Annotated in this window: 21 protein-coding genes; 13 read left to right on the top strand and 8 right to left on the bottom strand. The window is 55.7% G+C overall.

The genetic code is table 11. The features are described from left to right. Positions 1-88: 88 nt before the first annotated feature. Positions 89-901 (bottom strand): DNA-binding transcriptional regulator, encoded by an 813-nt coding sequence (locus M4I31_RS18190; protein ID WP_051594508.1) that lies wholly within the window; start codon positions 899-901, stop codon positions 89-91. 190 nt (positions 902-1,091) lie between these two features. Here M4I31_RS18190 and M4I31_RS18185 point away from each other — a divergent pair, with 190 nt between their 5' ends. The 8 genes from M4I31_RS18185 (at position 1,092) to mmuM (ending at position 9,694) form a co-directional block, all read left to right on the top strand. Continuing rightward, positions 1,092-2,756: a bifunctional 3-(3-hydroxy-phenyl)propionate/3-hydroxycinnamic acid hydroxylase gene (locus M4I31_RS18185; RefSeq protein ID WP_085047667.1), complete on the top strand. Its 1,665-nt coding sequence runs from the start codon at positions 1,092-1,094 to the stop codon at positions 2,754-2,756. A 1-nt stretch (position 2,757) separates the two neighbouring features. Next, positions 2,758-3,702 (top strand): 2,3-dihydroxyphenylpropionate/2,3-dihydroxicinnamic acid 1,2-dioxygenase, encoded by a 945-nt coding sequence (mhpB, locus tag M4I31_RS18180; RefSeq protein WP_085047666.1) that lies wholly within the window; start codon positions 2,758-2,760, stop codon positions 3,700-3,702. 28 nt (positions 3,703-3,730) lie between these two features. Further along, positions 3,731-4,597, top strand: coding sequence for a 2-hydroxy-6-oxonona-2,4-dienedioate hydrolase (gene mhpC, locus M4I31_RS18175; protein WP_069323918.1), 867 nt, complete (start codon positions 3,731-3,733; stop codon positions 4,595-4,597). A gap of 9 nt (positions 4,598-4,606) precedes the next feature. After that, the gene (gene mhpD, locus M4I31_RS18170; protein WP_069323919.1) at positions 4,607-5,416 is read left to right on the top strand and encodes a 2-keto-4-pentenoate hydratase; all 810 of its coding nucleotides are present in this window, start codon (positions 4,607-4,609) and stop codon (positions 5,414-5,416) included. Then, positions 5,413-6,363 carry an acetaldehyde dehydrogenase gene (gene mhpF / locus M4I31_RS18165; protein ID WP_085047665.1) on the top strand — a complete coding sequence of 317 codons (951 nt, stop codon included), beginning with the start codon at positions 5,413-5,415 and terminating at the stop codon, positions 6,361-6,363. The genes mhpD and mhpF overlap by 4 nt, the downstream gene beginning before the upstream one ends. After that, positions 6,360-7,373, top strand: coding sequence for a 4-hydroxy-2-oxovalerate aldolase (mhpE, locus tag M4I31_RS18160; protein WP_069323921.1), 1,014 nt, complete (start codon positions 6,360-6,362; stop codon positions 7,371-7,373). The genes mhpF and mhpE overlap by 4 nt, the downstream gene beginning before the upstream one ends. Positions 7,374-7,441: 68 nt before the next feature. Further along, positions 7,442-8,653, top strand: a complete 1,212-nt coding sequence (gene mhpT / locus M4I31_RS18155) for a 3-(3-hydroxy-phenyl)propionate transporter MhpT (protein WP_038643046.1) — start codon at positions 7,442-7,444, stop codon at positions 8,651-8,653. Positions 8,654-8,767: 114 nt separating this feature from the next. Beyond that, entirely contained in the window at positions 8,768-9,694 is a 927-nt protein-coding gene (gene mmuM, locus M4I31_RS18150; RefSeq protein ID WP_038638046.1) for a homocysteine S-methyltransferase, read from the top strand. Positions 9,695-9,808: 114 nt separating this feature from the next. Here mmuM and fbpC read toward each other — a convergent pair whose 3' ends face one another. The 6 genes from fbpC to M4I31_RS18120 all read right to left on the bottom strand — a co-directional run bounded on the left by fbpC (position 9,809) and on the right by M4I31_RS18120 (position 17,592). Continuing rightward, complete coding sequence (fbpC, locus tag M4I31_RS18145; protein WP_085047664.1) at positions 9,809-10,855, bottom strand: ferric ABC transporter ATP-binding protein; 1,047 nt, start codon at positions 10,853-10,855, stop codon at positions 9,809-9,811. 11 nt (positions 10,856-10,866) lie between these two features. Next, entirely contained in the window at positions 10,867-12,945 is a 2,079-nt protein-coding gene (locus tag M4I31_RS18140) for an iron ABC transporter permease (protein ID WP_085047663.1), read from the bottom strand. A gap of 67 nt (positions 12,946-13,012) precedes the next feature. Then, complete coding sequence (locus tag M4I31_RS18135) at positions 13,013-14,044, bottom strand: ABC transporter substrate-binding protein (RefSeq protein ID WP_069323924.1); 1,032 nt, start codon at positions 14,042-14,044, stop codon at positions 13,013-13,015. Further along, positions 14,041-15,336, bottom strand: coding sequence for an MFS transporter family glucose-6-phosphate receptor UhpC (gene uhpC, locus M4I31_RS18130; RefSeq protein WP_085047662.1), 1,296 nt, complete (start codon positions 15,334-15,336; stop codon positions 14,041-14,043). The genes M4I31_RS18135 and uhpC overlap by 4 nt, the downstream gene beginning before the upstream one ends. Positions 15,337-15,421: 85 nt before the next feature. Beyond that, positions 15,422-16,963 (bottom strand): MASE1 domain-containing protein, encoded by a 1,542-nt coding sequence (locus M4I31_RS18125; RefSeq protein WP_085047661.1) that lies wholly within the window; start codon positions 16,961-16,963, stop codon positions 15,422-15,424. After that, positions 16,963-17,592 (bottom strand): response regulator transcription factor, encoded by a 630-nt coding sequence (locus tag M4I31_RS18120; RefSeq protein WP_038638064.1) that lies wholly within the window; start codon positions 17,590-17,592, stop codon positions 16,963-16,965. The genes M4I31_RS18125 and M4I31_RS18120 overlap by 1 nt, the downstream gene beginning before the upstream one ends. 336 nt (positions 17,593-17,928) lie before the next feature. Here M4I31_RS18120 and tauA point away from each other — a divergent pair, with 336 nt between their 5' ends. Genes tauA through tauD form a run of 4 tightly spaced genes read left to right on the top strand, consistent with a single transcriptional unit; the run spans position 17,929 to position 21,345 of the window. Further along, a complete protein-coding gene (gene tauA / locus M4I31_RS18115) occupies positions 17,929-18,891 on the top strand; it encodes a taurine ABC transporter substrate-binding protein (protein ID WP_069323926.1) in 963 nt (320 codons plus the stop codon). Positions 18,892-18,902: 11 nt separating this feature from the next. Continuing rightward, entirely contained in the window at positions 18,903-19,670 is a 768-nt protein-coding gene (gene tauB, locus M4I31_RS18110; RefSeq protein ID WP_069323927.1) for a taurine ABC transporter ATP-binding subunit, read from the top strand. After that, entirely contained in the window at positions 19,667-20,497 is an 831-nt protein-coding gene (tauC, locus tag M4I31_RS18105) for a taurine ABC transporter permease TauC (protein WP_079225266.1), read from the top strand. Before tauB ends, tauC begins: the two co-directional genes overlap by 4 nt. Then, positions 20,494-21,345 (top strand): taurine dioxygenase, encoded by an 852-nt coding sequence (tauD, locus tag M4I31_RS18100; protein WP_038638080.1) that lies wholly within the window; start codon positions 20,494-20,496, stop codon positions 21,343-21,345. The genes tauC and tauD overlap by 4 nt, the downstream gene beginning before the upstream one ends. Before the next feature lie 79 nt (positions 21,346-21,424). Here tauD and hemB read toward each other — a convergent pair whose 3' ends face one another. Continuing rightward, the gene (hemB, locus tag M4I31_RS18095; RefSeq protein ID WP_085047660.1) at positions 21,425-22,399 is read right to left on the bottom strand and encodes a porphobilinogen synthase; all 975 of its coding nucleotides are present in this window, start codon (positions 22,397-22,399) and stop codon (positions 21,425-21,427) included. Positions 22,400-22,900: 501 nt separating this feature from the next. Here hemB and M4I31_RS18090 point away from each other — a divergent pair. Further along, positions 22,901-25,744 carry an autotransporter outer membrane beta-barrel domain-containing protein gene (locus tag M4I31_RS18090; protein WP_085047659.1) on the top strand — a complete coding sequence of 948 codons (2,844 nt, stop codon included), beginning with the start codon at positions 22,901-22,903 and terminating at the stop codon, positions 25,742-25,744. Positions 25,745-25,800: the final 56 nt, after the last annotated feature.

Here is a 25,800-nt window from a genome sequence, read left to right as displayed (position 1 = left end):
TGTTCTGTATCCCGGTCTCGTTAAAGGAGACCGGGAATGCGGAAGGTTATTTAAGCTTTGGATAATCTGCCAACAAATGTGATCTACTTCACCTCCCGGCAACCAAAATCTCTTGTGACTCCACGCCGTCCTCTATCTGTTTCGCCACTTTTTGTAAGGCCGGAAGATGCTTTTCCGCTGCCTGCTCGATGGTCATGGCGCTGGCCATATACACCAGGTTCAGGCAACCAATAACCCGCTGTTCGCTGCGGATGGGAACGGCGATGGAGGCGATTTTTTCTTCCTGATCCCACCCGCGATAGTTCTGTCCAAAGCCGTCTTTACGTGCGCGGGCCAGAATAGCGTCGAGCTTTAGCGGTTCGCGGGCTAACTGGAACTCTTCTCCTGGTCTTGAGGCCAGCATTTCAATCAGTTGCTGACGTTCATTCTCCGGGCAAAATGCCAGCCAGGTCAGGCCGGATGCGGTTTTTAATAGCGGTAAACGACGTCCGACCATTGCCCGGTGAAACGACAGGCGGCTGAAGCGGTGGGTGGTTTCACGCACTACCATCGCGTCAACGTCCAGCGTGGACACGTCGGTCGGCCAGATGACTTCGCGCAGCAAATCCCCCAACAGCGGGGCGGCGAGCGCAGAAATCCACTGCTCGTCACGAAATCCCTCGCTGAGCTGACGGACTTTAATGGTTAAGCGAAAGCTGTCATCGGACAGGCTGCGCCGGACGTAACCCTCATCCTGCAACGTTTCCAGCAGACGTCTGACCGTGGTGCGGTGCAGGCCGCTCAGCTCTGCCAGCAGGCCAACGCTGGCCCCGCCGTCAAGCCGATTTAACATATTTAATAACATTAACCCGCGCGTTAACCCGCGCACGGTTTTGTATTCGGTACCGTCGTCACTTTTCATATTCATTGACAAATATATAGGTAAAACAATGTTGTGCACTTAGTGCACATCCAGGCATGTTTTGATTGTAGCGCAAAAACTCACTTCTATACTGACCGCACAATAAAAAAATATTCACATATTTTTAACAAAACAATTGCGCCTCACCAGGGCCTGCAATTGCGTTTTGTCCGAGTAGTGAGGTTCTGAAATGACAACTATAAATCCTGATATCCAACCCGCAGTGCAGCACACCGCGCAGGTAGCCATTGCTGGAGCCGGCCCGGTAGGGCTGATGATGGCGAACTATCTTGGCCAGATGGGCATTGAGGTGCTGGTGGTAGAGAAGCTCGACACGCTGATCGACTATCCCCGCGCCATCGGTATTGACGATGAAGCGCTGCGCACCATGCAGTCCGTTGGTCTGGTCGAGAACGTTTTGCCACATACCACGCCGTGGCACGCGATGCGCTTTCTTACCCCGAAAGGCCGCTGCTTTGCCGATATCCAGCCGATGACCGACGAATTTGGCTGGTCGCGCCGCAATGCGTTCATTCAGCCGCAGGTGGATGCGGTGATGCTGGAAGGGCTGTCGCGTTTCCCCAACGTGCGTTGCCTGTTTTCTCGCGAACTGGAAGCCTTCAGCCAGCAAAATGGTGAAGTGACGCTGAACCTGAAAGCGCCGGACGGCCAGCGGGAAACGGTGAAGGCCCAGTGGCTGGTGGCCTGCGACGGTGGCGCCAGCAACGTCAGGCGCTCGCTGAATGTGCCATTTGAAGGTAAAACCGCGCCGAATCAGTGGATTGTAGTGGATATCGCCAACGATCCGCTGAGTACGCCGCATGTGTACCTGTGCTGCGATCCGGTGCGCCCGTATGTTTCTGCCGCGCTGCCGCATGCGGTGCGCCGCTTTGAATTTATGGTGATGCCGGGGGAAACCGAAGCCCAGCTTAGCGAGCCGCAGAATATGCGCCAACTCTTGAGCAAAGTGCTGCCGAACCCGGATAACGTCGAGCTGATCCGCCAGCGCGTGTACACCCATAACGCCCGGCTGGCCGAACGCTTTCGTATTGACCATGTGCTGCTGGCGGGTGACGCAGCGCACATTATGCCGGTCTGGCAGGGGCAGGGATACAACAGCGGTATGCGTGATGCCTTCAATCTGGCGTGGAAACTGGCGCTGGTGATCAATGGCAAAGCCGGTGATGCGCTGCTGGATACCTACCAGCAGGAGCGCCGCGATCATGCCAAAGCGATGATCGATTTGTCGGTTACCGCAGGCAACGTGCTGGCGCCGCCAAAACGCTGGCACGGCGCGGTGCGCGACGGAGTTTCCTGGCTGTTGAACTACATTCCGCCGGTCAAACGTTACTTCCTTGAAATGCGATTTAAGCCGATGCCGCAGTACCACATCGGGGCGTTGGTGCGTGAAGGTGACGCGAAAACCTCGCCAGTCGGCAAGATGTTTATCCAGCCGAAGGTCACGCTGGAAACCGGCGAAGTGACGTTGCTCGATAACGTCATTGGCCCGAATTTCGCGGTGATTGGCTGGGGCTGTAATCCGCTATGGGGCATGAGTGAAGCGCAGATCCAGCAGTGGCAGGCGCTGGGGACGCGGTTTATCCAGGTGGTGCCGGATACGCAGATACATACCGATCAGGATAACCATGACGGCGTTACCCGCATTGGCGATACGCAAAACCGTCTGCGCGCGTGGTTTGCCCAACACAATGCCGCGCTGGTGGTGATGCGCCCGGACCGCTTTGTCGCCGCCATCGCTATTCCGCAAACCCTGGGCAACACCCTGAATAAACTGGCGTCGGTGATGACGCTCACCCGCGTAAATACCGATCTTCCTGTTGAAAAGGTAGCCTGATATGCACGCTTATCTTCACTGTCTTTCCCACTCGCCGCTGGTGGGCTATGTCGACCCGGCGCAGGTCGTGCTCGATGAAGTTAACGGCGTGATCGCCAGCGCCCGCGCACGTATTGCGGCGTTCGATCCTGAGCTGGTGGTGCTGTTTGCCCCCGATCACTACAACGGTTTTTTCTACGATGTGATGCCGCCGTTTTGTTTAGGCGTAGGAGCCACCGCAATCGGCGATTTCGGCAGCGCCGCCGGGGAACTGCCGGTGCCCACCGATCTCGCTGAGGCCTGCGCCCATGCGGTGATGAAAAGCGGTATCGATCTTGCCGTGTCCTACAACATGCAGGTCGATCACGGCTTTGCGCAGCCGCTGGAGTTTTTGCTCGGCGGTCTGGATAAGGCCCCGGTGTTACCGGTGTTTATTAACGGCGTCGCCACGCCGCTGCCGGGCTTTCAGCGTACCCGCATGCTCGGTGAAGCCATTGGTCGTTTCGCCAGTTCGCTGAATAAACGCGTGCTGTTTTTAGGTTCCGGCGGCCTGTCGCATCAGCCACCGGTGCCGGAGCTGGCAAAGGCCGATGCCCATATGCGCGACCGCCTGCTCGGCAGCGGCAAACAGTTACCCGAAAACGAGCGTGAATTGCGCCAGCAGCGAGTGATCAGTGCCGCCGAGAAATTTGTGCAAGACCAGCACACGCTGCACCCGCTTAACCCCGTCTGGGATAACCGCTTTATGACCCTGCTTGAGCAGGGGCGTTTGCAGGAGCTGGACGCGGTCAGCAATGAAGAGCTATCCGCGATGGCGGGCAAATCAACGCACGAAGTGAAAACCTGGGTTGCCGCCTTCGCCGCCATTTCTGCCTTTGGCAACTGGCGCAGCGAAGGTCGTTATTATCGCCCGATCCCGGAGTGGATCGCCGGATTCGGCTCCCTGAGCGCCACCACACAGAACTGAAACAGAACTGAATATGCAGGAGAAGAGCATGACTTACCAACCGCAAACCGAAGCCGCCACCAGCCGTTTTCTGGAGGTGCAGGAAGCAGGCGAAACCTTACGCGTGCATTTCAATGACTGTGGGCAGGGCGAAGAGACCGTGGTGCTACTGCACGGCTCAGGTCCTGGCGCGACGGGCTGGGCGAACTTCAGCCGCAACATCGATCCGCTGGTTGAGGCCGGATACCGGGTAATCCTGCTGGATTGTCCAGGCTGGGGGAAAAGCGATGGGATCGTTAACCGCGGGTCACGATCCGATCTCAACGCTCGCATTCTGAAAAGCGTGGTCGATCAACTGGATATTCAGAAAATCCACTTGCTGGGCAACTCAATGGGTGGCCACAGTGCAGTGGCGTTTACTTTGAGCTGGCCGGAGCGCGTGGGCAAGCTGGTGCTGATGGGCGGTGGAACGGGCGGCATGAGCCTGTTTACCCCGATGCCGACCGAAGGCATCAAGCGTCTGAATCAGCTATATCGTGAGCCGACCATCGAAAATCTGAAGCTGATGATGGAGATTTTTGTCTTCGACACCAGTGACCTGACTGAAGCGCTGTTTGAGGCGCGCCTGAATAACATGCTGTCGCGCCGCGATCACCTGGACAACTTTGTCCAGAGTCTGGAAGCCAACCCGAAACAGTTCCCTGACTTCAGCCCGCGTCTGGGTGAAATCAAGGCCCAGACCCTGATTGTCTGGGGCCGCAACGACCGGTTCGTGCCGATGGACGCCGGTCTGCGCCTGCTCTCCGGGATTGCCGGTTCTGAACTGCACATCTACCGCGACTGCGGGCACTGGGCGCAGTGGGAACATGCGGATGCCTTTAACCAACTGGTGCTGAACTTCCTCGCACGCCCTTAAGGAACGGACATGACGAATCTTAATCTTGAGCAGTTAGCCGCCGATTTACGCCTGGCAGAGGAAAAAGGAGAAGCTATCGCCCCGCTGCGTGAACTGATTGGCGTGGACAATGCCGAAGCGGCCTATGCCATTCAGCGCATCAACGTGCAGGACAACGTGGCGCGCGGGCGGCGCGTGGTCGGGCGCAAAGTGGGGCTGACGCACCCGAAAGTGCAACAACAGCTGGGCGTCGATCAGCCGGATTTCGGCACGCTGTTTGCCGACATGTGCTACGGCGATAACGACACCATTCCGTTTTCACGTGTACTGCAACCGCGTATTGAAGCGGAAATTGCGCTGGTGCTGAACCGCGATCTACCCAATGCCGACACCACTTTTGATGAGCTATATAACGCCATAGAGTGGGTGCTGCCCGCGCTCGAAGTGGTCGGCAGTCGTATCCGCGACTGGTCAATAAAGTTTGTTGATACCGTGGCGGATAATGCCTCCTGCGGCGTGTATGTGGTCGGCGGGCCGGCGCAGCGTCCGGCCGGGTTAGATCTGAAAAATTGCGCAATGAAAATGACGCGCAATAACGAAGAGGTCTCCAGTGGGCGCGGCAGCGAATGTCTGGGGCATCCGATCAACGCCGCCGTCTGGCTGGCGCGCAAAATGGCCAGCCTCGGCGAGCCGCTGCGTGCGGGGGACATCATTCTCACCGGGGCGTTAGGCCCGATGGTATCAGTGAATGCGGGCGATCGTTTTGAAGCCCATATCGACGGTATTGGTTCAGTTGCCGCCACTTTTTCAGCGGCGGTTACAAAAGGAAGTCAGTCATGAGTAAGCGTAAAGTCGCCATTATCGGCTCCGGCAACATCGGCACCGATTTGATGATTAAAATTCTGCGCCACGGCGTGCATCTGGAGATGGCGGTGATGGTCGGTATTGACCCGCAATCCGATGGTCTGGCACGCGCCAGACGTATGGGCGTTGCCACCACCCATGAAGGGGTGACCGGGCTTATCGCCATGCCGGAATTTGCCGATATCGACATCGTGTTTGATGCCACCAGCGCGGGCGCACATGTGAAGAACGACGCCGCGCTGCGCGCCATTAAACCGGGGATCCGCCTGATCGACCTGACGCCCGCGGCGATCGGTCCATACTGCGTGCCGGTGGTGAATCTGGAGGCTAACGTTGATCAGCAGAACGTCAATATGGTGACTTGCGGAGGGCAGGCGACCATCCCAATGGTGGCGGCTGTCTCTCGCGTGGCAAAAGTCCATTACGCCGAAATTATTGCCTCTATCGCCAGTAAATCTGCGGGACCGGGCACTCGCGCCAATATTGATGAGTTCACCGAAACCACCTCAAAGGCGATTGAAGTGGTCGGCGGCGCCGAAAAAGGTAAAGCCATCATTGTGCTTAACCCGGCCGAACCGCCGCTGATGATGCGTGACACGGTGTATGTACTGAGTGAAGCGACCTCCGAGATTGAAGTTGAAGCGTCTATCAACGAGATGGCGGCGGCGGTACAGGCCTATGTGCCGGGTTATCGCCTGAAACAGCGCGTACAGTTTGAAGTTATCCCGCAGGATAAACCGGTGAATCTGCCGGGTATCGGCCAGTTTTCCGGGCTCAAAACCGCGGTATATCTGGAAGTGGAAGGCGCGGCGCACTATTTACCTGCCTATGCGGGCAACCTCGACATAATGACCTCCAGCGCGCTGGCGACCGCTGAGAAGATGGCGCAGTCACTCACCCGTCAGTCAGGAGAAGCAGCATGAACGGTAAAAAACTCTATATCTCTGACGTGACCCTGCGTGACGGTATGCACGCCATTCGTCACCAGTATTCGCTGGAAAACGTGCGCCAGATTGCGAAAGCGCTGGACGATGCGCGGGTCGATTCTATTGAAGTGGCGCATGGCGACGGTTTACAAGGTTCCAGTTTTAACTACGGCTTTGGCGCGCACAGCGATCTCGAGTGGATTGAAGCGGCTGCAGACGTGGTGCAGCACGCTAAGATCGCCACGCTATTACTGCCGGGGATCGGTACTATTCACGATCTGAAAAATGCGTATCAGGCCGGGGCGCGGGTGGTTCGCGTGGCGACCCACTGCACCGAAGCGGACGTGTCGGCCCAGCATATTCAGTATGCGCGCGAGCTGGGTATGGATACCGTCGGCTTTCTGATGATGAGCCACATGACCACGCCGGAAAATCTGGCGCAGCAGGCGAAGCTGATGGAAACCTACGGCGCGACTTGTATCTACGTGGTCGATTCCGGCGGGGCGATGAACATGAGTGATATTCGCGCCCGCTTCCGCGCCCTGAAAGCGGTACTGAAGCCGGAGACGGAAACCGGAATGCATGCGCATCACAACCTCAGTCTCGGTGTGGCGAACTCGATTGCTGCGGTGGAAGAGGGCTGCGATCGTATCGACGCCAGCCTGGCGGGGATGGGCGCAGGCGCGGGCAATGCGCCGCTGGAAGTGTTTATCGCTGCTGCGGACAAGCTCGGCTGGCAGCATGGCACCGATCTGTATGCGCTGATGGATGCTGCCGACGATCTGGTGCGTCCGCTGCAGGACCGCCCGGTGCGGGTGGATCGCGAAACGCTGGCGCTGGGCTATGCCGGGGTGTACTCCAGCTTCCTGCGTCATTGTGAAGTGGCGGCGGCGCGTTATGGCCTGAGCGCGGTTGATATTCTGGTTGAACTGGGCAAGCGCCGAATGGTGGGTGGCCAGGAAGATATGATCGTCGACGTGGCGCTGGATCTGCGCCACAGCAAATAAAAATGATTACGCGGCTGGCAACGTATCAGCCGCGATTCACCTGCATCGTGACCTCAGAGGTACATCTTATGACTACCCGTACCCCCGCATCCTGGCGCCTGACGTTGACCGTCGGGCTGTGTTTTTTAGTCGCCCTGATGGAAGGGCTGGATCTCCAGGCCGCCGGGATCGCTGCCGTCGGTATCGCTCAGGCGTTTGCGCTGGATAAAATGCAGATGGGCTGGATCTTCAGCGCCGGTATTCTCGGGCTGCTGCCCGGCGCGTTGGTGGGCGGTATGCTGGCCGATCGCTATGGCCGCAAGCGCATTCTCATTGCCTCCGTGGCGTTGTTCGGCCTGTTCTCGCTGGCGACGGCGATTTCCTGGGATTTCTCATCGCTGGTATTTGCCCGTCTGATGACCGGCGTCGGGCTGGGCGCGGCATTGCCGAATCTGATCGCGCTGACCTCCGAAGCGGCGGGGCCACGTTTTCGCGGCACGGCGGTGAGCCTGATGTACTGCGGCGTGCCGATTGGCGCGGCGTTAGCGGCGGCGCTTGGGTTTAGCGGTCTCGCCTCCGCCTGGCAAACGGTGTTCTGGGTTGGCGGGGTGATCCCGCTGCTGCTGGTTCCGCTGTTGATGCGCTGGTTGCCGGAATCGCAGGTTTATACCCAACAAACGCAGGTAGCTGCCGCGCCGTTGCGCGCCCTGTTTGCGCCAGCAGCAGCGAGCGCTACGCTGCTGCTGTGGCTGTGCTATTTCTTCACCCTGCTGGTGGTGTATATGCTGATCAACTGGCTTCCAATGCTGCTGGTGGAGCAGGGATTTCAACCCTCGCAGGCGGCAGGCGTGATGTTTGCTCTGCAAATCGGCGCAGCCAGCGGGACGTTAATTCTCGGGGCGTTGATGGACAAACTGCGTCCGGTGGTGATGTCGCTGCTGATCTACACCGGGATGTTGGCTTCGCTGCTGGCGCTGGGGACGGTGTCGACATTCAGCGGCATGCTGATGGCGGGATTTGTGGCGGGGATGTTTGCCACTGGTGGGCAAAGCGTGTTGTATGCGCTGGCGCCGTTATTTTACAACACGCAGATCCGCGCCACAGGTGTGGGCACCGCCGTCGCTGTCGGACGTTTGGGCGCGATGAGCGGCCCGCTGCTGGCCGGGAAAATGTTAGCGCTGGGCACAGGAACGGTGGGCGTGATGGCGGCGTCTGCGCCGGGGATTTTGCTGGCGGGCCTGGCGGTATTTATTCTGATGAGCCGTAAATCGCAGATGTCGATCCCGGCTAACGGTGCTTAAGCGACCGTCTGGTGCAGAGTTGACGCATCGCCATAATTGCGGGTGAGCGCGGAGCCTTGCGGGTATGGCTGTGATAGTGTGAGGGCTTATTTCCATCAAAACAGGAGCCAGAACATGTCGCAGAATAATCCGTTAAGCGCCATCCTCGACAAACAGGATTTCCTGTTACTGGATGGTGCGATGGCGACGGAGCTGGAAGCGCGCGGTTGTGATTTAGCAGACAGCCTCTGGTCAGCCAAAGTGCTGGTCGAAAATCCGCAGCTTATCCGCGAAGTGCATCTTGATTATTTCCGGGCGGGGGCGCAATGCGCGATCACCGCCAGCTATCAGGCCACGCCGGCAGGTTTTGCCGCGCGCGGCCTGAATGAAGCGCAGTCGAAAGCGCTGATTGGCAAAAGCGTGGAGCTGGCGCGTAAAGCGCGTGAAGCCTGGCTGGCTGAGAACCCGCAGGCGGGTACGCTGCTGGTGGCAGGCTCCGTTGGGCCTTATGGCGCGTATCTGGCGGATGGATCAGAGTATCGTGGCGATTACCAACGTAGCGCTGAGGAATTTCAGGCGTTTCACCGTCCGCGCGTGGAAGCGTTGCTGGATGCCGGGGCCGATCTGCTGGCCTGTGAAACCCTGCCGAATTTTACCGAGATTGGCGCGCTGGCTGAGCTGTTGACCGCGTATCCGCGTGCCAGGGCGTGGTTCTCGTTTACTCTGCGCGACAGCGAGCACCTGAGCGACGGTACGCCGCTGCGTGACGTGGTGGCGTTGCTGGCGGGTTATCCGCAGGTGGTGGCGTTAGGCATCAACTGTATTGCGCTGGAAAAGACCACCGCCGCATTGCAACATCTGCACGGCTTAACGGCGCTGCCGCTGGTGGTGTATCCAAACTCAGGCGAGCATTATGATGCGGCAAGCAAAACCTGGCATCATCACAGTGAGCATTGTGCGCAGTTGGCGGATTATTTGCCGCAGTGGCAGGCCGCTGGCGCACGGTTGATCGGCGGGTGCTGTCGCACCACGCCGAAGGATATTGCCGCGCTAAAAGCGTGAAGCTGAGAATTTATCAGGCCTACATCGTTCACTGTAGGCCTGATAAGCGCAGCGCATCAGGCATTGCCGGATGGCGGCATAAGCGCCTTATCCGACCTACAAAGCAACAAAACCTTATGCTGCATCTGCCAGCACAAACATGCCGTACGGGTGGATTTCGAGGTAATACTGCTCGCCGACGTCCGGCTGCAGGCGCGTGGCGTTGACCTGTAACAAGATCTCCTGTCCATGCCACTCCACCGTGACTTCATATTGAGGGCCCATATAGGCGACATGGCGGATCGCGCAGCGCTGGCTCTCCTCGCCGCGATCGCTGAGTGTGATCGCTTCCGGGCGCACGCCGACCATCCCTTCTCCGTGATCGTTAAAGTGCGGCGGTCGCGGCAAACGATAGCCGTAGATATCAACGTATCCTGCGCTAAAGGTGGCCGGAAACAGGTTGGCATCGCCCATGAAACTCGCCATAAAACGTGAGGCAGGCTGACGATAGAGCTCCTGTGGCGAACCGATCTGCATGATGTGTCCTTTATTCATCACCAGTACGGTATCGGAAACCGCAAAGGCTTCGCTCTGATCGTGGGTAACGTACAGCGAGGTGATATCAAACTGCTTTTGAAGCTCGCGGATCTTGTCGCGCATGCTGCGACGCAGGTTGGCGTCCAGGTTGCTCAGCGGCTCATCAAACAGCAGCACCTTCGGTTTGAGGATCAACGCGCGGGCCAGTGCCACGCGCTGCTGCTGACCGCCGGAGATCTGATCGACATAGCGCTCTTCGAACCCCTCCAGATCGACCATCGCCAGCGCGTCTTTCACCCGCGTCTTCACTTCGCTGCGCGACACGCCAAGCATCTTCAGGCCATAGCCGACGTTCTCTCCCAGCGACATGTGCGGAAACAGAGCATACGACTGAAACACCATGCAGATATCGCGTTGCTGAATGGAACGATGGGTGACATCTTCGCCATCAATAAAAATCTGGCCTTCACTCGGTTTTTCCAGCCCGGCGACAAGGCGCAAAATGGTGGTTTTGCCACAGCCGGAGGGGCCGAGCAGCGTCACCATTTGCCCCTGCGGAATGGTGAGGTTGATGTTGTCGATAACCGTGTTGCTGCCAAATCGTTTAGTGACGTTGCGCAGTTCAACGAAATTTTTCTGAGTCATAGTGCGCTCCATTACGCCTGGTTTTTAGCTTTTGAACGGGAGGTACGTGATTCGCCGATCAGCCAGTCAAAGATGAAAATAATCGCCAGCATCACCACGATCAGAATCGAACCGTAGGCAATCGCCACCCCGTACTCGCCGTCTTCCACGCGGTTGAGGATGTAGGCCGTCGCCACGCGGGTATCCGGCGTCACAAGGAACACAATGGCGCTGACGGTGGTAATGGCGCGCACAAAGCTGTAGATCAGCGCCGAGAGGATCGCCGGGCGCAGCAGCGGCAGCAGGATATGCGTAATGGTCCGCAGGGAACCGGCACGCAGGCTAAGCGAGGCTTCATCCAGCGATTTATCGATTTGGCCTAAGCCCGCGATGCCCGCCCGAATTCCGACCGGCACGTTACGCATCACCATTGAGATAATCACGATGGCGGCGGTGCCGGTGAGGTACACCGGGGCGCTGTTAAAGGCCAGAATGTACGACACGCCCGCTACGGTGCCAGGAACGGCAAAGCACAGCATGGTGGTGAACTCGATGGTTTTTTTACCTTTAAACTGCTGGCGCACCACAATCCACGCGATCAGCAGACCAAAGATTGCGGTGATCGGCGCGGCAATCCCGGCGTAGAGCAGAGTGTCGAGCAGTGAAGGCCACGCGCCGTCGCTCATCCCCTGACCGAACAGTTTGGTAAAGTTCGCCAGCGTCAGGGTGTAGTCCACGCCCCAGTTAACGGTGAAACTGCCGTAGAAAATGCTGCCGTAGAGCAGGGCGTTAAAGGCAATCCACACCGCCAGCAGCGCAACCACGCTCCACACCAGCGTCACTGGCAGCGGCTGGACGTCGCCCCGGTAGGATTTACCGGAGACCGTCACGTAGGAGCGCTTGCCGATCCACATGTACTGCACACAGAATACCAGCAGCGAGAACAGCAGCAGGAACGCGCCCAGCGTACTGGCGGCCTGATAATCGAGCTGCGAGCCGGTGATGTAGAAGTAAATTTGCGTTGCCAGCACGTCGAAGTTACCGCCGAGCACCAGCGGGTTACTGAAGTCGGCCAGCGACTGTACCACCACAATTAAAAAGGCGTTCGCCAGCGCCGGTTTCAGTAGCGGGACAAACACGCCGTTAAAGGTCTGCCAGCGGCTGGCACGCAGGGTGTATGACGCTTCTTCCAGCGACGGATGAATGGTCTTGATGGCCCCGTCGAGGATCATAAACGCCATCGGCGTAAAGGCCAGCACCTGCGCCAGCCAGATGCCGGTAAAACCGTACAGCCAGTTGGTGTTGGTTAAGCCGAACCAGTCGACCATAAATTCGGTGATGTAACCAGAGCGACCCATCATCAGCGTAACGCCTAAACCGACGACAAACGGCGGGGTAACGATCGGCAGAATCGAGAAGATACGTCCGATGATGGCGCTACGTCTGGCGATACGGGTCGTGTAGATAGCCAGCACCAGGCCAAAGAAGGTACAGCCGACGCCGACGGCAATCGACAGCATAATCGAGTTGAGGATCACCTGAATGATATGCGCCTGCGACAGCACATTCATAAACGCCAGTGGCGCAAATTCCCCGGCGTCGTTGGTGAACATCGGAATGAAAATAGCGATGCTCGGCCAGACGATAAAAATACCGATCAGCGCGACAATCGCGGTCAGCGAGCCGATGACAAACCGGTCGCCGCCCAGCCATTCCAGACGGGTAAGCGCCAGGGTCATAATTGCGCCCAGCGCCACAAACAGCACGATGGTGGCATAGCCTAAGCCGCGACCTTCAAGCGTGGCGCTGGCGACGATAAAGGCCATGCAGAAGAATGCCCAGCCTGCGTCAAGATAATGGCGGCCGCGCTGTTCGCGTCTGGCTTCATGGAACGGGCGCACCAGCAGCAGGCTCGGTAGCAGATACCATAACCAACTGATATTGAATTGTGACCAGCCGTAGGCGGCGAGTATTTCTTCGCTCGTCGACTCCAGCAGACCGTAGTCCAGGCTCCAGCTTGGCAGCAGGGCAAACGCCAGCCAGCCGAGCAAAACCCAAAGAAATATCGCATCCCGTTTTTTCACGGGATGGAGTGCAAGTGTGTGTGACATAGCGGTTCCGGTATTTCAGGCCGGGCGGGCGCTTACGCCGCACCCGGCAAATGAACGCAACGTGGGCTTATTTACCCATCTTCACTTCGCTAACCCACTTATTGATCAGGGCTTTACGTACGTCGGTCGAGCCGTACTTATCCATGTCGTAGTTGATAAGCTTCAGGTCGTCGAGCTTCAGCGAGTTCGGCGAGGTCTCGGCGGTGGTGTTGGTCAGGATCTGATAGGATTTACCTTTCTTCCATGCCAACTCCTGGGCGTCTTTCGACAGCACCCAATCAACGAACAGTTTGGCGTTGTCGAGGTTACGCGCGCCTTTCAGGATGCTGACGCCGCCAATTTCATAGCCGGTGCCTTCGCACGGGGAGATCAGCTCCAGCGGGGCGCCCTGTTCTTTTTCCAGCGAGTAGTCGTGCAGGAAGCCAATGCCGATCGCCGTTTCGCCACGGGCGGCATTACGCGCCGGAGCAATGCCGGATTTGGTGTACTGGGAGACGTTGGCGTTGAGCTGTTTCAGGTAATCAAAAGCCTGATCCTCACCCCAAAGCTGAGCGAAGGTCGCCAGCGCGGTGTAGGCGGTGCCTGAACTCTGTGGGTCAGCAATCTGGATTTCCCCTTTGTATTCTGGTTTGGTCAGATCCTTCCAGCATTTCGGTACCGGCAGGTTTTTCTCTTTCAGGCGTTGAGTATTAACGCCAAAGCCCAGAATACCGACATACACCGCCGAGGAGAGGTTACCCTTTACTTTCGCCGGATCGCGGAACTTCTCCATGATCTGCGCGAGGTTAGGCGATTTGTACGGCTGCAGCAGGCCCATTTCACCGGCCTGGGATTGTGGATCCAGCGTACCGCCGTACCACACATCCGCCTGCGGGTTTTTCTTCTCGGCATCGACCTTCGCCAGCGTGCTGCCGGAGCCGTTACGAATAAATGAGGTTTTCACATCATATTTGTCGCCGAAGGCTTTGGTTTCGGTTTCGCACATCTCGTTGGTGGCGCTGCAATACACCACCAGACGTCCTTGAGCTTGTGCCGCACTGCTGAAGGCCGCCAGCGTCAGAGCGGAGGCAATCAGGGTAGAGGTAAGCGTCAGTTTCATTGTTTTATCCTTTGACTGAGAGAAGGGGGAATGCCTGCAATGAGCAATGGCATCAGCAATAAACCCATAAAAACAGCGGCAACCGAGAGCAAACTGAACATTCCCGACCAGCCGTAGTGTTCTATGACCAGCGACAGCGGCCAACCCGCCAGCGCGGCCCCCAGATAGGCGAACAGCCCGAGAAAACCGGTGATTGAACCTGCCGCCGCTTTGTGTCCGCATTCGACAGCAGCCAGACCAATCAACATCTGCGGGCCAAACACAAAAAAGCCCACGGTAAAGAAACACACTGCCAGCAGCGCATAGTGGTGCACCGGGGCCAGCCACAGGGCGGCGACGGAGACCATCAGCCCCAGCGTGAACAGCAATATCATCGGCGCGCGCTGACCGCTGAACAGCAGATCCGATCCCCATCCGGCAAATAGCGCGCCGAGCAAGCCGCCGACTTCAAACAACATCACCGTGGCATTGGCGCTGAGTAGATTCACGCCGTGGCTTTCCGTCAGCCAGATGTTGCCCCAGTCGTTGAGTGCAATGCGGATCAAATAGACCAGTACATACGACACGCCAAGCAGCCAGATCATCGGATTTTTCAGCATGGTGGTGCGTAACATTTGCCACAGCCCCATCGGCGGGCTCTGCTGCTCCTGACGTAGCTCCAGCGGATCGTGCCGCCACTCTCCAACTGTCGGTAATCCCTCTTCCTGGGGCGTGCCTTTCAGTTGCAGGGTGAGCCAGATACCTAACGCCATGCTGATTATCCCTGGTGCCAGCATCGCTGCCTGCCAGCCCCACCAGAGGGCGGCAAAGGCGCTAATCAGCGGGATGATGGCCCCGCCGATGTTGATCGACATATTCCAGCAACCCCACCAGAAGCCGCGTTCGTTGCGCGAGTACCAGTGGGTCAGCAGGCGGGCGCAGGGCGGCCAGCCCCAGCCCTGGAAAAATCCGTTCAACGTCCAGACCGCCAGCAGCAGCGTCAGCGATTCACCAAAGGCGAACACCACGTTCAAAACACCAGTGGCGAACAGGCCGATTCCCATGAATGCGCGCTGCCCATGGCTGTCGTGCCACAATCCGGCGGCGAATTTCGACAGGCCGTAGGTCAGATAAAACAGCGATCCCAGCAGACCGATATCGCCTTTATCCAGCCCCAGATCCGTTTGCAGCGCCGGGAGTACATAGTTGACGCTTTTGCGCGTCAGATAAAACGCGGCGTAGCCAATCACCATGCACATCAGCAATTGTGGACGTAGCGTCCGGTATTGTTGGTCTGTTTCGCGTGCGTGCATGGCGGTCTCCGTTTGTGCTGACTATAGGAAAGTGAAAGCAAAAGGGGATGAGAGAAAGTCCGCAGTGACTAAGACTTTTTCCTGGTTAGCGGCTGGTTTGTTGCAAATTTGTGGGCAGGTTAACAATTACCCGCGTGCCGTGGTTCGATTCCAGCGTGAGTTCGCCACCGAGGGCGCTTACCCGCTCACGTATGCCCTGGATACCGAAACCGGGGATTTTTTCCGGGAGGATACCCACGCCGTTGTCATCGACTTCCAGTGACAGACGGTGTTCCCGCTGGCGTAGCGTAATCGATACCTCGCTGGCATCGGCATGCTTACAGATGTTATTGAGCAGTTCCTGCATCAGGCGATACAGCGTGAAGCGCACCGTTTCATTTTCTGGCGTATTTTCCAGATGGTAATTAAATCGGCAGCGGATGCCCCGCTCGGCAAAGGCAAATTCATTCACCAGATGATACAGCGCATCTTTGAAAGACAGTTCATCAAGCGCGGGCGGGCGCAACTGGCGCAGAAGTTGGCGGGTGGAGTGGTGAATGCGCCGGGCAAGATCGTTGATCTGATTCGCTGCCTCAAGCGTTTGCTCGCGACCCGGCGCGCGTTTGACCAGTTGCGTCTGAATCTGGATGGCGGTGATGTTCTGGCCTATTTCGTCATGCAGTTCACGCGCTAAACTTTTTCGCGTGTCTTCCTCGGTACGAATCAGCTGTTCGGTCAGCGCACGGCGTGCCGCCAGTTCGGCTTCCAGACGCTGGCGATAATGGTGCAAGTTTTGCGCCAGATGCTGCTGGCGGCTGATGGCGATGCCAAGACCAATACCCAGCAACGCCTGCGTCGCGAGAAAAATCTCCAGTTCAAGAAGATTACTGAACCCCACGCCTATCTGCCGGGCGATGGTGATCATCATGCTGCCGAGCAATCCAGACAACACGCCGCCCTGCCAGCCGAATTTCCATGCCATCACCACGTTTGGTAAAAACACCACGATCAGCAGCAGGCGCTCGATATCCGGCGACAGTACCATCTGCGTGCCAATGCCAATAATAAAAAACAGGCTGCACCAGATGATAAGCGAGGTGCGCATCGGGGGATTGGTGGTATCCAACCCGAGCAAATGATAACGGTGCTGCTGGCGCAGAAATTCATAGATCAGATAGACAAACGGCGTCAGCAGCACGCCGCCGGTAAACGACGCCAGGCCAATTAACGTTGCCGGGCTTTCGATAAACGGTGACAGCAGTCCGGTATTAAGCAATGAGGTAATTGTTACCGCGGCCAGCAGCAGCGTTAAGCGCTGCCAGTACAGGGGGAAGCGGTGCCAGTATGACTGACCGATGCTTGCCGGAAGAAGGCTAATTAATGGGGCTACCAGCAAAATATAGCCATTCAATAATTGCTCGCTGTGCAGCCAGAACAGCATCAGTACCGGCGGCAGCACCAGCGCGGGCCAGTAGCGGCGAGAAAGCAGAATCAACAGTGCAAGATAGACCCCGTGTGGCAGGAATAATGCCGCCTGCTGACCGTTGTGGGTCAGGTAAAACCCCAGCGTCCACAGCATCAACCAGCCCGATCCCCAGGCCAGCAGAATAAACAGGGAGATTACCCAATGACGAAGGTTACGCGACATTAATGCCCCGTCAGTAGCTGGTGGTCGAGGGCAAAATGCACCAGCTCAATAGTGCTGTGGCATTGCAGTTTGCCCAGCACGTTCGCGCGGTGAACGTGAACCGTTTTGTGGCTGAGGTCGAGCTTAAAGGCAATTTCTTTCACGCTGTCGCCTTTGACCAATAGATCAAACACTTCGCGCTCGCGCGGGGTCAGTACCTCCAGAACCTGCGCGGGCTGCTCGCCGCCGCGTAACGCCCGCAGCGCATCGGCGCACAGATAATGCCCGCCCATACCCACCGATCGTACCGCTTGCACCAGTTCTTCGGGTCCGCAGCGTTTGGTCAGATAGCCGCTGGCGCCAGCGTCCAGTGCACTTTGTACAAACGTCGGCGAGTCATAAATGCTGAGAATAATGGCGCGAAAACCGGGCTTCTGCGCCCGCAGTCGTTTTAACAGGCTCAGGCCATTTTCATCCGGCATGGCGATGTCCATCACCGCGACGTTGACGTCATCATGCAGTAATGCAGGCCAGGCCTCCGCCGCGCTACTGAATTGACCGGTGACGTTGAGATCGTCTTCGAGACTGAGTAATTGCGCAAAGCCGGAACGCACCACCACATGGTCATCCACCAGCACAACATGAATCATGATATTGCTCTCTTGCCTGACAATAGCGTCTATGATGCCTGCCAGCGCAGCGCTGGCAATCATCCAGGCGCAGTTATGTAACGAATGTAACAAAATCGCAATAATTTACAGGCTGTGCAGCGAGAGTAGGCCTGATAAGCGTAGCGCATCAGGCATTCATTGCCGGATGGCGGCGCAAGCACCTTATCCGGCCTACGATTACATGCATTTTTGAGCTAACTATTGCCGGTTTTTTTCTAAAAACGCTTTGTTCTTAGCCAGAATTTTTAATTCCTTTATCAAAGTGGGCCGCAACGAAATACTGCCTCCTATAACAAGACAGGGGAGCAGACAATCATGGCTAATTCATCGCGTAACGCACTTCTTGCCGCACTGGCATTCATCGCATTTCAGGCGCAGGCGGTGAACGTCACCGTCGCGTATCAAACTTCCGCCGAACCCGCCAAAGTGGCGCAGGCGGATAACACTTTTGCTAAAGAGAGCGGAGCCACCGTTGACTGGCGCAAGTTTGACAGCGGCGCGAGTATTGTCCGCGCGTTGGCATCCGGCGACGTACAGATCGGTAACCTCGGCTCCAGCCCGCTGGCGGTAGCGGCCAGTCAGCAGGTGCCGATTGAGGTTTTCCTGCTGGCATCAAAGCTCGGCAATTCTGAAGCGCTGGTGGTGAAGAAAAACATCAGTAAACCGGAAGATTTGATTGGTAAGCGCATTGCCGTGCCGTTTATTTCCACCACCCATTACAGCCTGCTGGCAGCGCTGAAACATTGGGGGATTAAACCCGGCCAGGTAGAGATTGTGAACCTTCAGCCACCGGCGATTATTGCCGCCTGGCAGCGCGGAGATATTGACGGCGCGTACGTCTGGGCGCCTGCAGTCAATGCGCTGGAAAAAGACGGCAAGGTACTGACTGACTCGGAAAAAGTCGGTGAATGGGGGGCGCCAACGCTGGACGTGTGGGTGGTACGCAAAGATTTTGCCGAGAAATACCCTGAGGTAGTGAAAGCATTTGCGAAAAGCGCCATCGATGCGCAGCAGCCCTATATCGCCAACCCGGATGCCTGGCTCAAACAACCGGAGAATATCAGCAAGTTGGCACGCTTAAGCGGTGTGCCAGAGGCGGATGTGCCGGGGCTGGTGAAAGGTAACACTTATCTGACTCCGCAGCAGCAAACCGCCGAGCTTACCGGACCGGTAAACAAAGCGATTATCGACACCGCGCAGTTCCTTAAAGAGCAGGGCAAAGTGCCCGCCGTAGCGACGGATTATAGCCAGTACGTGACCGATCGTTTCGTGCAATAAAGGGGACGCTAATGCTGCAAATCTCTCATCTTAATGCCAGTTACGGCGGCAAACCGGTGCTTGAGGATATCAACCTGACGCTCGATAGCGGTGAACTGCTGGTGGTGCTGGGACCTTCCGGTTGTGGGAAAACCACATTGTTAAATCTGATTGCCGGATTTGTACCGTATCAACACGGCAGCATTATGCTGGCGGGCAGTAAGGTCGAAGGACCTGGCGCAGAACGTGGAGTGGTGTTTCAGAATGAAGGTCTGTTGCCCTGGCGCAACGTGCAGGACAACGTCACCTTCGGTCTGCAACTGACGGGCATGGAGAAGCCGCAGCGTCAGCGAATTGCTCAGGAAATGTTGCAAAAAGTGGGGCTGGAGGGCGCGGAAAAACGCTTTATCTGGCAGCTTTCCGGTGGGCAGCGTCAGCGCGTCGGCATAGCCCGGGCGCTGGCGGCCAACCCGCAGTTGTTGCTACTCGATGAGCCGTTTGGCGCGCTCGACGCCTTTACCCGCGAGCAGATGCAAACCCTGCTGCTGAAACTTTGGCATGAAACGGGGAAACAGGTGCTGTTGATTACCCATGATATCGAAGAAGCGGTGTTTATGGCCACGGAACTGGTATTGCTGTCGCCAGGCCCTGGCCGGGTGCTGGAACGATTGCCGCTTAATTTCGCCCGGCGTTTTGTGGCCGGAGAGGCGAGTCGCAGCATTAAGTCCGATCCGCAGTTTATCGCCATGCGCGAGTATGTGTTAAGTCGTGTCTTTGAACAACGGGAGGCCTTCTCATGAGCGTGGTGATTAATGACAAACCCCGCCGCCCACGGGCGCTGAACTGGCGTTGGCCGTTCTCGCGCCAGATGACTTTAAGCCTCGGTACGCTGGCCGTCATTTTGGCGCTGTGGTGGACGGTGGCGGCGCTGCAGTTAATCAGCCCGTTGTTTCTGCCGCCGCCGGGCCAGGTTTTGCAAAAGCTCATCAGTATTGCCGGGCCGCAGGGGTTTATGGATGCCACGCTGTGGCAGCATCTGGCGGCCAGTTTGACGCGTATTGTTATCGCGCTGCTGGCGGCGGTGCTGTTGGGGATTCCGGTCGGTATCGCCATGGGGCTGAGTCCGACGATTCGCGGCATTCTCGATCCAATCATTGAATTGTATCGTCCGGTTCCGCCATTGGCCTATTTGCCGCTGATGGTTATCTGGTTTGGTATTGGTGAAACCTCCAAGATCCTGCTGATTTACCTGGCGATTTTCGCCCCTGTGGCGATGTCGGCGCTGGCGGGCGTAAAAAGTGCGCAGCAGGTGAGAATCCGGGCCGCGCAGTCGCTGGGGGCCAGCCGTGCGCAGGTGCTGTGGTTTGTGATTTTACCAGGTGCCTTGCCGGAGATTTTGACCGGACTGCGCATTGGACTGGGCGTGGGGTGGTCGACCCTGGTGGCGGCGGAGCTGATTGCCGCGACGCGAGGTTTAGGATTCATGGTGCAATCAGCCGGTGAGTTTCTGGCAACGGATGTTGTGCTGGCGGGGATCGCGGTAATTGCCGTTATCGCGTTTATTTTAGAGCTGGGTCTGCGCGCGCTTCAGCGCCGTCTGACGCCCTGGCATGGAGAAGTACAATGAGTGAACGTCTGAGCATTACCCCGCTGGGACCATATATTGGCGCACAAATTACCGGCGCGGATTTAACGCGCCCATTAAGCGATAACCAGTTTGAACAGCTTTATCATGCTGTATTGCGCCATCAGGTGGTGTTCCTGCGCGAGCAGGTGATTACGCCACAGCAGCAGCGCGCGCTGGCGCTACGTTTTGGCGACCTGCATATTCACCCGGTCTACCCACATGCCGAAGGGGTGGACGAAATAATCGTGCTGGATACCCACAACGATAATCCGCCCGATAACGACAACTGGCACACTGATGTGACGTTTATCGACACGCCGCCCGCCGGAGCGATTCTGGCGGCGAAAGAGCTGCCATCGACAGGCGGAGACACCCTGTGGACCAGCGGGATTGCTGCTTATGATGCTCTTTCACAGCCGTTTCGCCAGTTGCTGAGCGGCCTGCGGGCAGAGCATGATTTTCGTAAATCATTTCAGGAATATAAATATCGCCAGACGCCAGAGGAGCATCAGCGCTGGCTGGAGGCGGTCGCCAAACATCCACCGTTATTGCATCCGGTGGTGCGTACCCATCCTGTGAGTGGCAAGCAAGCGCTGTTTGTGAATGAAGGGTTTACTACGCGAATTGTCGATGTGACGGAAAAAGAGAGCGAGGCGCTGCTGGGCTTTTTGTTCGCGCATATCACCAAACCGGAGTTCCAGGTGCGCTGGCGCTGGCAGCCTAACGATGTGGCGATTTGGGATAATCGCGTGACGCAGCACTATGCCAACGCGGATTATCTGCCGCAGCGGCGTATTATGCACCGGGCGACAATTCTTGGAGACAAGCCGTTTTATCGGGCCGGGTGAATAACCGCTGGCGCTTCGCTGACCGGACCTGGCGATAACAGGCCGGATGAGGCGAAGCCGCCATCCGGCACAAGGTCAATTAACGCAGGATTTTTTTCTCAGCCAGATCCAGCGCAAAGTAGCTGAAGATCAGATCCGCGCCCGCGCGTTTGATCGAACCTAAGCTTTCCAGCACCACTTTCTCTTCATCGATAGCACCCGCCATCGCCGCGAACTTGATCATCGCGTATTCACCGCTGACCTGATAAGCGCCAATTGGCAATTCGGTGCGTTCGCGGATATCGCGCAGAATATCGAGGTACGCGCCGGCCGGTTTCACCATCAGGCAGTCTGCACCCTGGGCTTCATCCAGCAGTGATTCGCGAATCGCCTCGCGGCGGTTCATCGGGTTCATCTGATAGGTTTTACGATCGCCCTTCAGCGCTGTACCTGCTGCTTCACGGAACGGGCCATAGAAAGAAGAGGCAAACTTAGTGGAGTAGGACATTATCGCGGTATCGGTGAAGCCCGCAGCATCCAGCGCCTGGCGAATCGCCTGCACCTGACCATCCATTGCGGCGGAAGGGGCGATGAAATCTGCACCCGCAGCGGCAGCAACGACTGCCTGTTTGCCGAGGTTGGCAAGGGTTAAATCATTATCGACGCCGTGATCGCACAACACGCCGCAGTGACCATGCGAGGTGTACTCACAGAAGCAGGTGTCGGACATGACGATCATTTCCGGTACGGTCTGCTTACAGATACGCGACATGCGCGCCACCAGACCATCTTCTTTCCAGGCATCACTGCCGGTGTCGTCGGTGTGGTGGGAAATGCCGAAGGTCATGACCGAACGGATACCTGCATTGGCAATGCGTTCAATTTCGCGCGCCAGGTGTTTCTCTGGAATGCGCATCACGCCCGGCATGGCGTCGATGGCTTTGTAATCGTCGAGTTCTTCTTCAACAAAGATCGGCAACACCAGGTCATTTAAGCTGAGTGTTGTCTCTTCAAACATAGCGCGTAGCGCAGGAGATTTGCGCAGGCGGCGAGGGCGATGGATTAGGTCTGTCATGGTATGCCTGATGTTTGTGGAATCGAAGGTCGCAGTATACCTGAACCTGAGGGCGGGTGGTTTACGAAAGTTGGTGTTATGCGAGTGAGGTTCCACTCTTAATAACCTCTTTTACATATATACTATTTATATTTTTGCGATGTTAATTATTTTAGATATCGATTGGTTTTAATCCTGGTTCAGCTTTGTTTAATGTTTAATTAAGTTGCGAGGGGGGGTATTATTTATTGCTTGTGTTTTTTATTTCTTTTTAAATGATAGGGTAAGTGTATGTGTTGGAGGTTTTTATTATTTTAATGCTCTGAATTTAAAAGTGTTTTAATTCTTCTTATGGAATTTTCTTAATTGTCTTATTTATGGTCTGCTTTCGGACTAAAGGCAAAGAATAATTGAACCTTTCATCCATGACGCCGCATAATCCTTCCTGCGAAACATAAAATGTTTTCTTTGCATTGATAATTGATGGATCAACAATATTACGTCCCTGAGGAGGGATGACAAATGCACACCTGGAAAAAGAAACTCGTAGTCTCACAATTAGCATTAGCCTGCACTTTGGCAATCACTTCTCAGGCAAATGCTACCACTTACGATACCTTTGGTTTTCACGACGATGCGACCACATATAACACGTCAGATGCTGACTACATGACCTACAGTGGTTATGTTTATAACAACGCAGCAACCGATAGCAGCTATTTCGACACCTCATTCTCTGGCGATACGGTGAATGGCGTTGTTTCGACGTATTATCTGAACCGCGATTATGCAGACGATACGGCAAATACCGTGAATGTAACCAATTCCACGATTCACGGTATGATTACCTCTAAGCAGGTATCTGGCTTTAATGATGCGATTGCGCATGACTGGGTTGACGGTGATATCTTCACATTAAATATCAATAACTCGACGATTGATGATGACTATGAAGCATTTTATTACACCGATACCTATCTGGATGGCACAACATCGAAGTCAGTCTACGAAACATATTCTGTAGCTGGACTGGGAACGGCGGTAACGCTGGATGTCGAAAGCGCTATCAATATTAGTAATAATTCACATGTTGCAGGTATTAGCCTGGAGCAGGGTGATACCACCAATGCGGCGTATACCACTGGCGCAACTCAGTGGGATAACACCATTACGGTAAATGACTCAACCGTCACGTCGGGTTCTTATACTGCTGATGAATCAACGGGGCACTTTGGTAACTCTGCAGAGCCGAGTGATTACAGTAATTCCTCAACCCAGGATGATGTTGCACTATCGTTCACAGATAACAGCGCTTCTGCTAATCGTATGGTAAACACCGTCACGCTGAACAATTCTCAGTTGTTAGGCGATGTTATGTTTACGAGTACCTGGAACAGCAATTTTGATTCCGCTGGCCATCTGGTTGATGGTTCTACTTCAGATTATACCCACGGCGGCTGGGATGATGACGATCAAAACGTCGATCACCTGACTCTGACGCTGAATAATAGCAGTTGGACGGGGGCAGCCAATATTGACTATGACACCGTGACCCCTTCACAGTTCTATGATATTGCAGCTAACAGCTTAGAGCCAAATGCGACAAGTTCTGACAACTGGAACCGTGTTAACAGTGCAAACTCCTTCCAGAGCGGTATATTTGATATCGCACTGAATAATGGATCTGTATGGAATACCACGAAAACGTCTCTGATTGATACCCTGGCTATCAACAGCGGTTCTCAGGTTAATGTTGCCGACGGTTCCAGCGTAACGTCTGATTCCATTACCCTGAACGGTGCTTCTACGATGAATATCGGCGAAGACGGCGCGGTTGATACCGATCACCTGACGATTGACACTAACAGTACCGTGACGCTGTCTGATGACGTTAGCTCTGCATGGTCAGGGGCTGCTTTGTATGCCAACACCATTACCGCAACCAACGGCGGTATGCTGAATGTCGAAACCAGCAATAATGGCGCTTCCAGTCTGTTTACCGCCGGTACGCTGGAACTGACCAGCGGAAATGTGGCTGATAACAACGGCAACGTGTACGCCGGTGTATTCAATATTAACAGCAACAACTACGTACTGAATTCAGATCTCGTCAACGATCGTACCTGGGACACCACTCAGGCTAATTATGGTTACGGTATCATCGCGATGAATTCTGATGGTCACCTGACCGTCAACGGGAATGGTGATATCAATAGCGGCGACGAAGCTGATGCCAGCAGCACCAGCGATAACGTTGTTGCTGCAACCGGTAACTACAAAGTTCGCATTGATAACGCAACGGGTGCAGGTACTGTTGCTGATTATAAAGGCAAAGAGCTGATTTACGTTGATGACGTAAACACCAACGCCACCTTCTCTGCAGCCAATAAAGCTGACCTGGGCGCTTACACCTATCAGGCACAGCAGCAGGGGAACACCGTTGTTCTGCAGCAGATGGAGTTGACGGACTACGCTAACATGGCGCTGAGCATCCCCTCTGCCAACACCAATATCTGGAACCTGGAACAAGATACCGTGGGTACTCGTCTGACCAACGCACGTCATGGTCTGGTCGATAACGGTGGCGCATGGGTCAGCTACTTCGGTGGTAGCTTCGACGCGGATAACGGCACCATTAACTACGATCAGGATGTTAACGGCATCATGGTCGGTGTTGATTCCAAAATTGATGGTAACAACGCGAAGTGGATTGTCGGTGCCGCGGCAGGCTTTGCCAAAGGAGATATGAGCGACCGTACCGGTCAAGTGGATCAGGACAGCCAGACTGCCTATATCTACTCTTCTGCTCGTTTTGCCAACAATCTCTTTGTTGACGGTAACTTAAGCTACTCTCACTTCAACAACGATTTGTCTGCCAGCATGAGCAACGGTCAGTACGTTGATGGTAGTACTTCTTCTGATGCCTGGGGCTTTGGCTTGAAACTGGGTTATGACCTGACGCTGGGTGACGCTGGCTACGTAACGCCTTATGGTAGTGTATCCGGCCTGTTCCAGTCTGGTGATGACTATAAGCTGAGCAACGACATGAAAGTTGACGGTCAGTCTTATGACAGCATGCGCTATGAACTGGGGGTTGATACAGGTTATACCTTCGCGTACAGCGATGACCAGGCGCTGACCCCGTTCTTCAAACTGGCCTATGTTTACGATGACTCGAACAACGATTCTGACATAAACGGCGACTCTATCGACAATGGCGTAGAAGGTTCTGCGGTACGTGTCGGACTGGGTACGCAGTTCAGCTTTACCAAAAACTTCAGCGCGTACACCGATGCTAATTATCTCGGTGGTGGCGATGTCGATCAAGACTGGTCTGCCAATGTTGGTGTTAAATATACCTGGTAAGAAATCTATCATAGAGAAAAAATAATTTAATCTGGAAAATGCCCGTCACGGATTTG

Origin of the sequence: Citrobacter sp. XT1-2-2 (assembly GCF_023516235.1) — a bacterium.
GTDB classification, from domain to species: domain Bacteria; phylum Pseudomonadota; class Gammaproteobacteria; order Enterobacterales; family Enterobacteriaceae; genus Citrobacter; species Citrobacter werkmanii.
The sequence above is the reverse complement of the archived record's forward strand: the minus strand, read 5'-3'. Positions and strand labels throughout refer to the sequence as shown.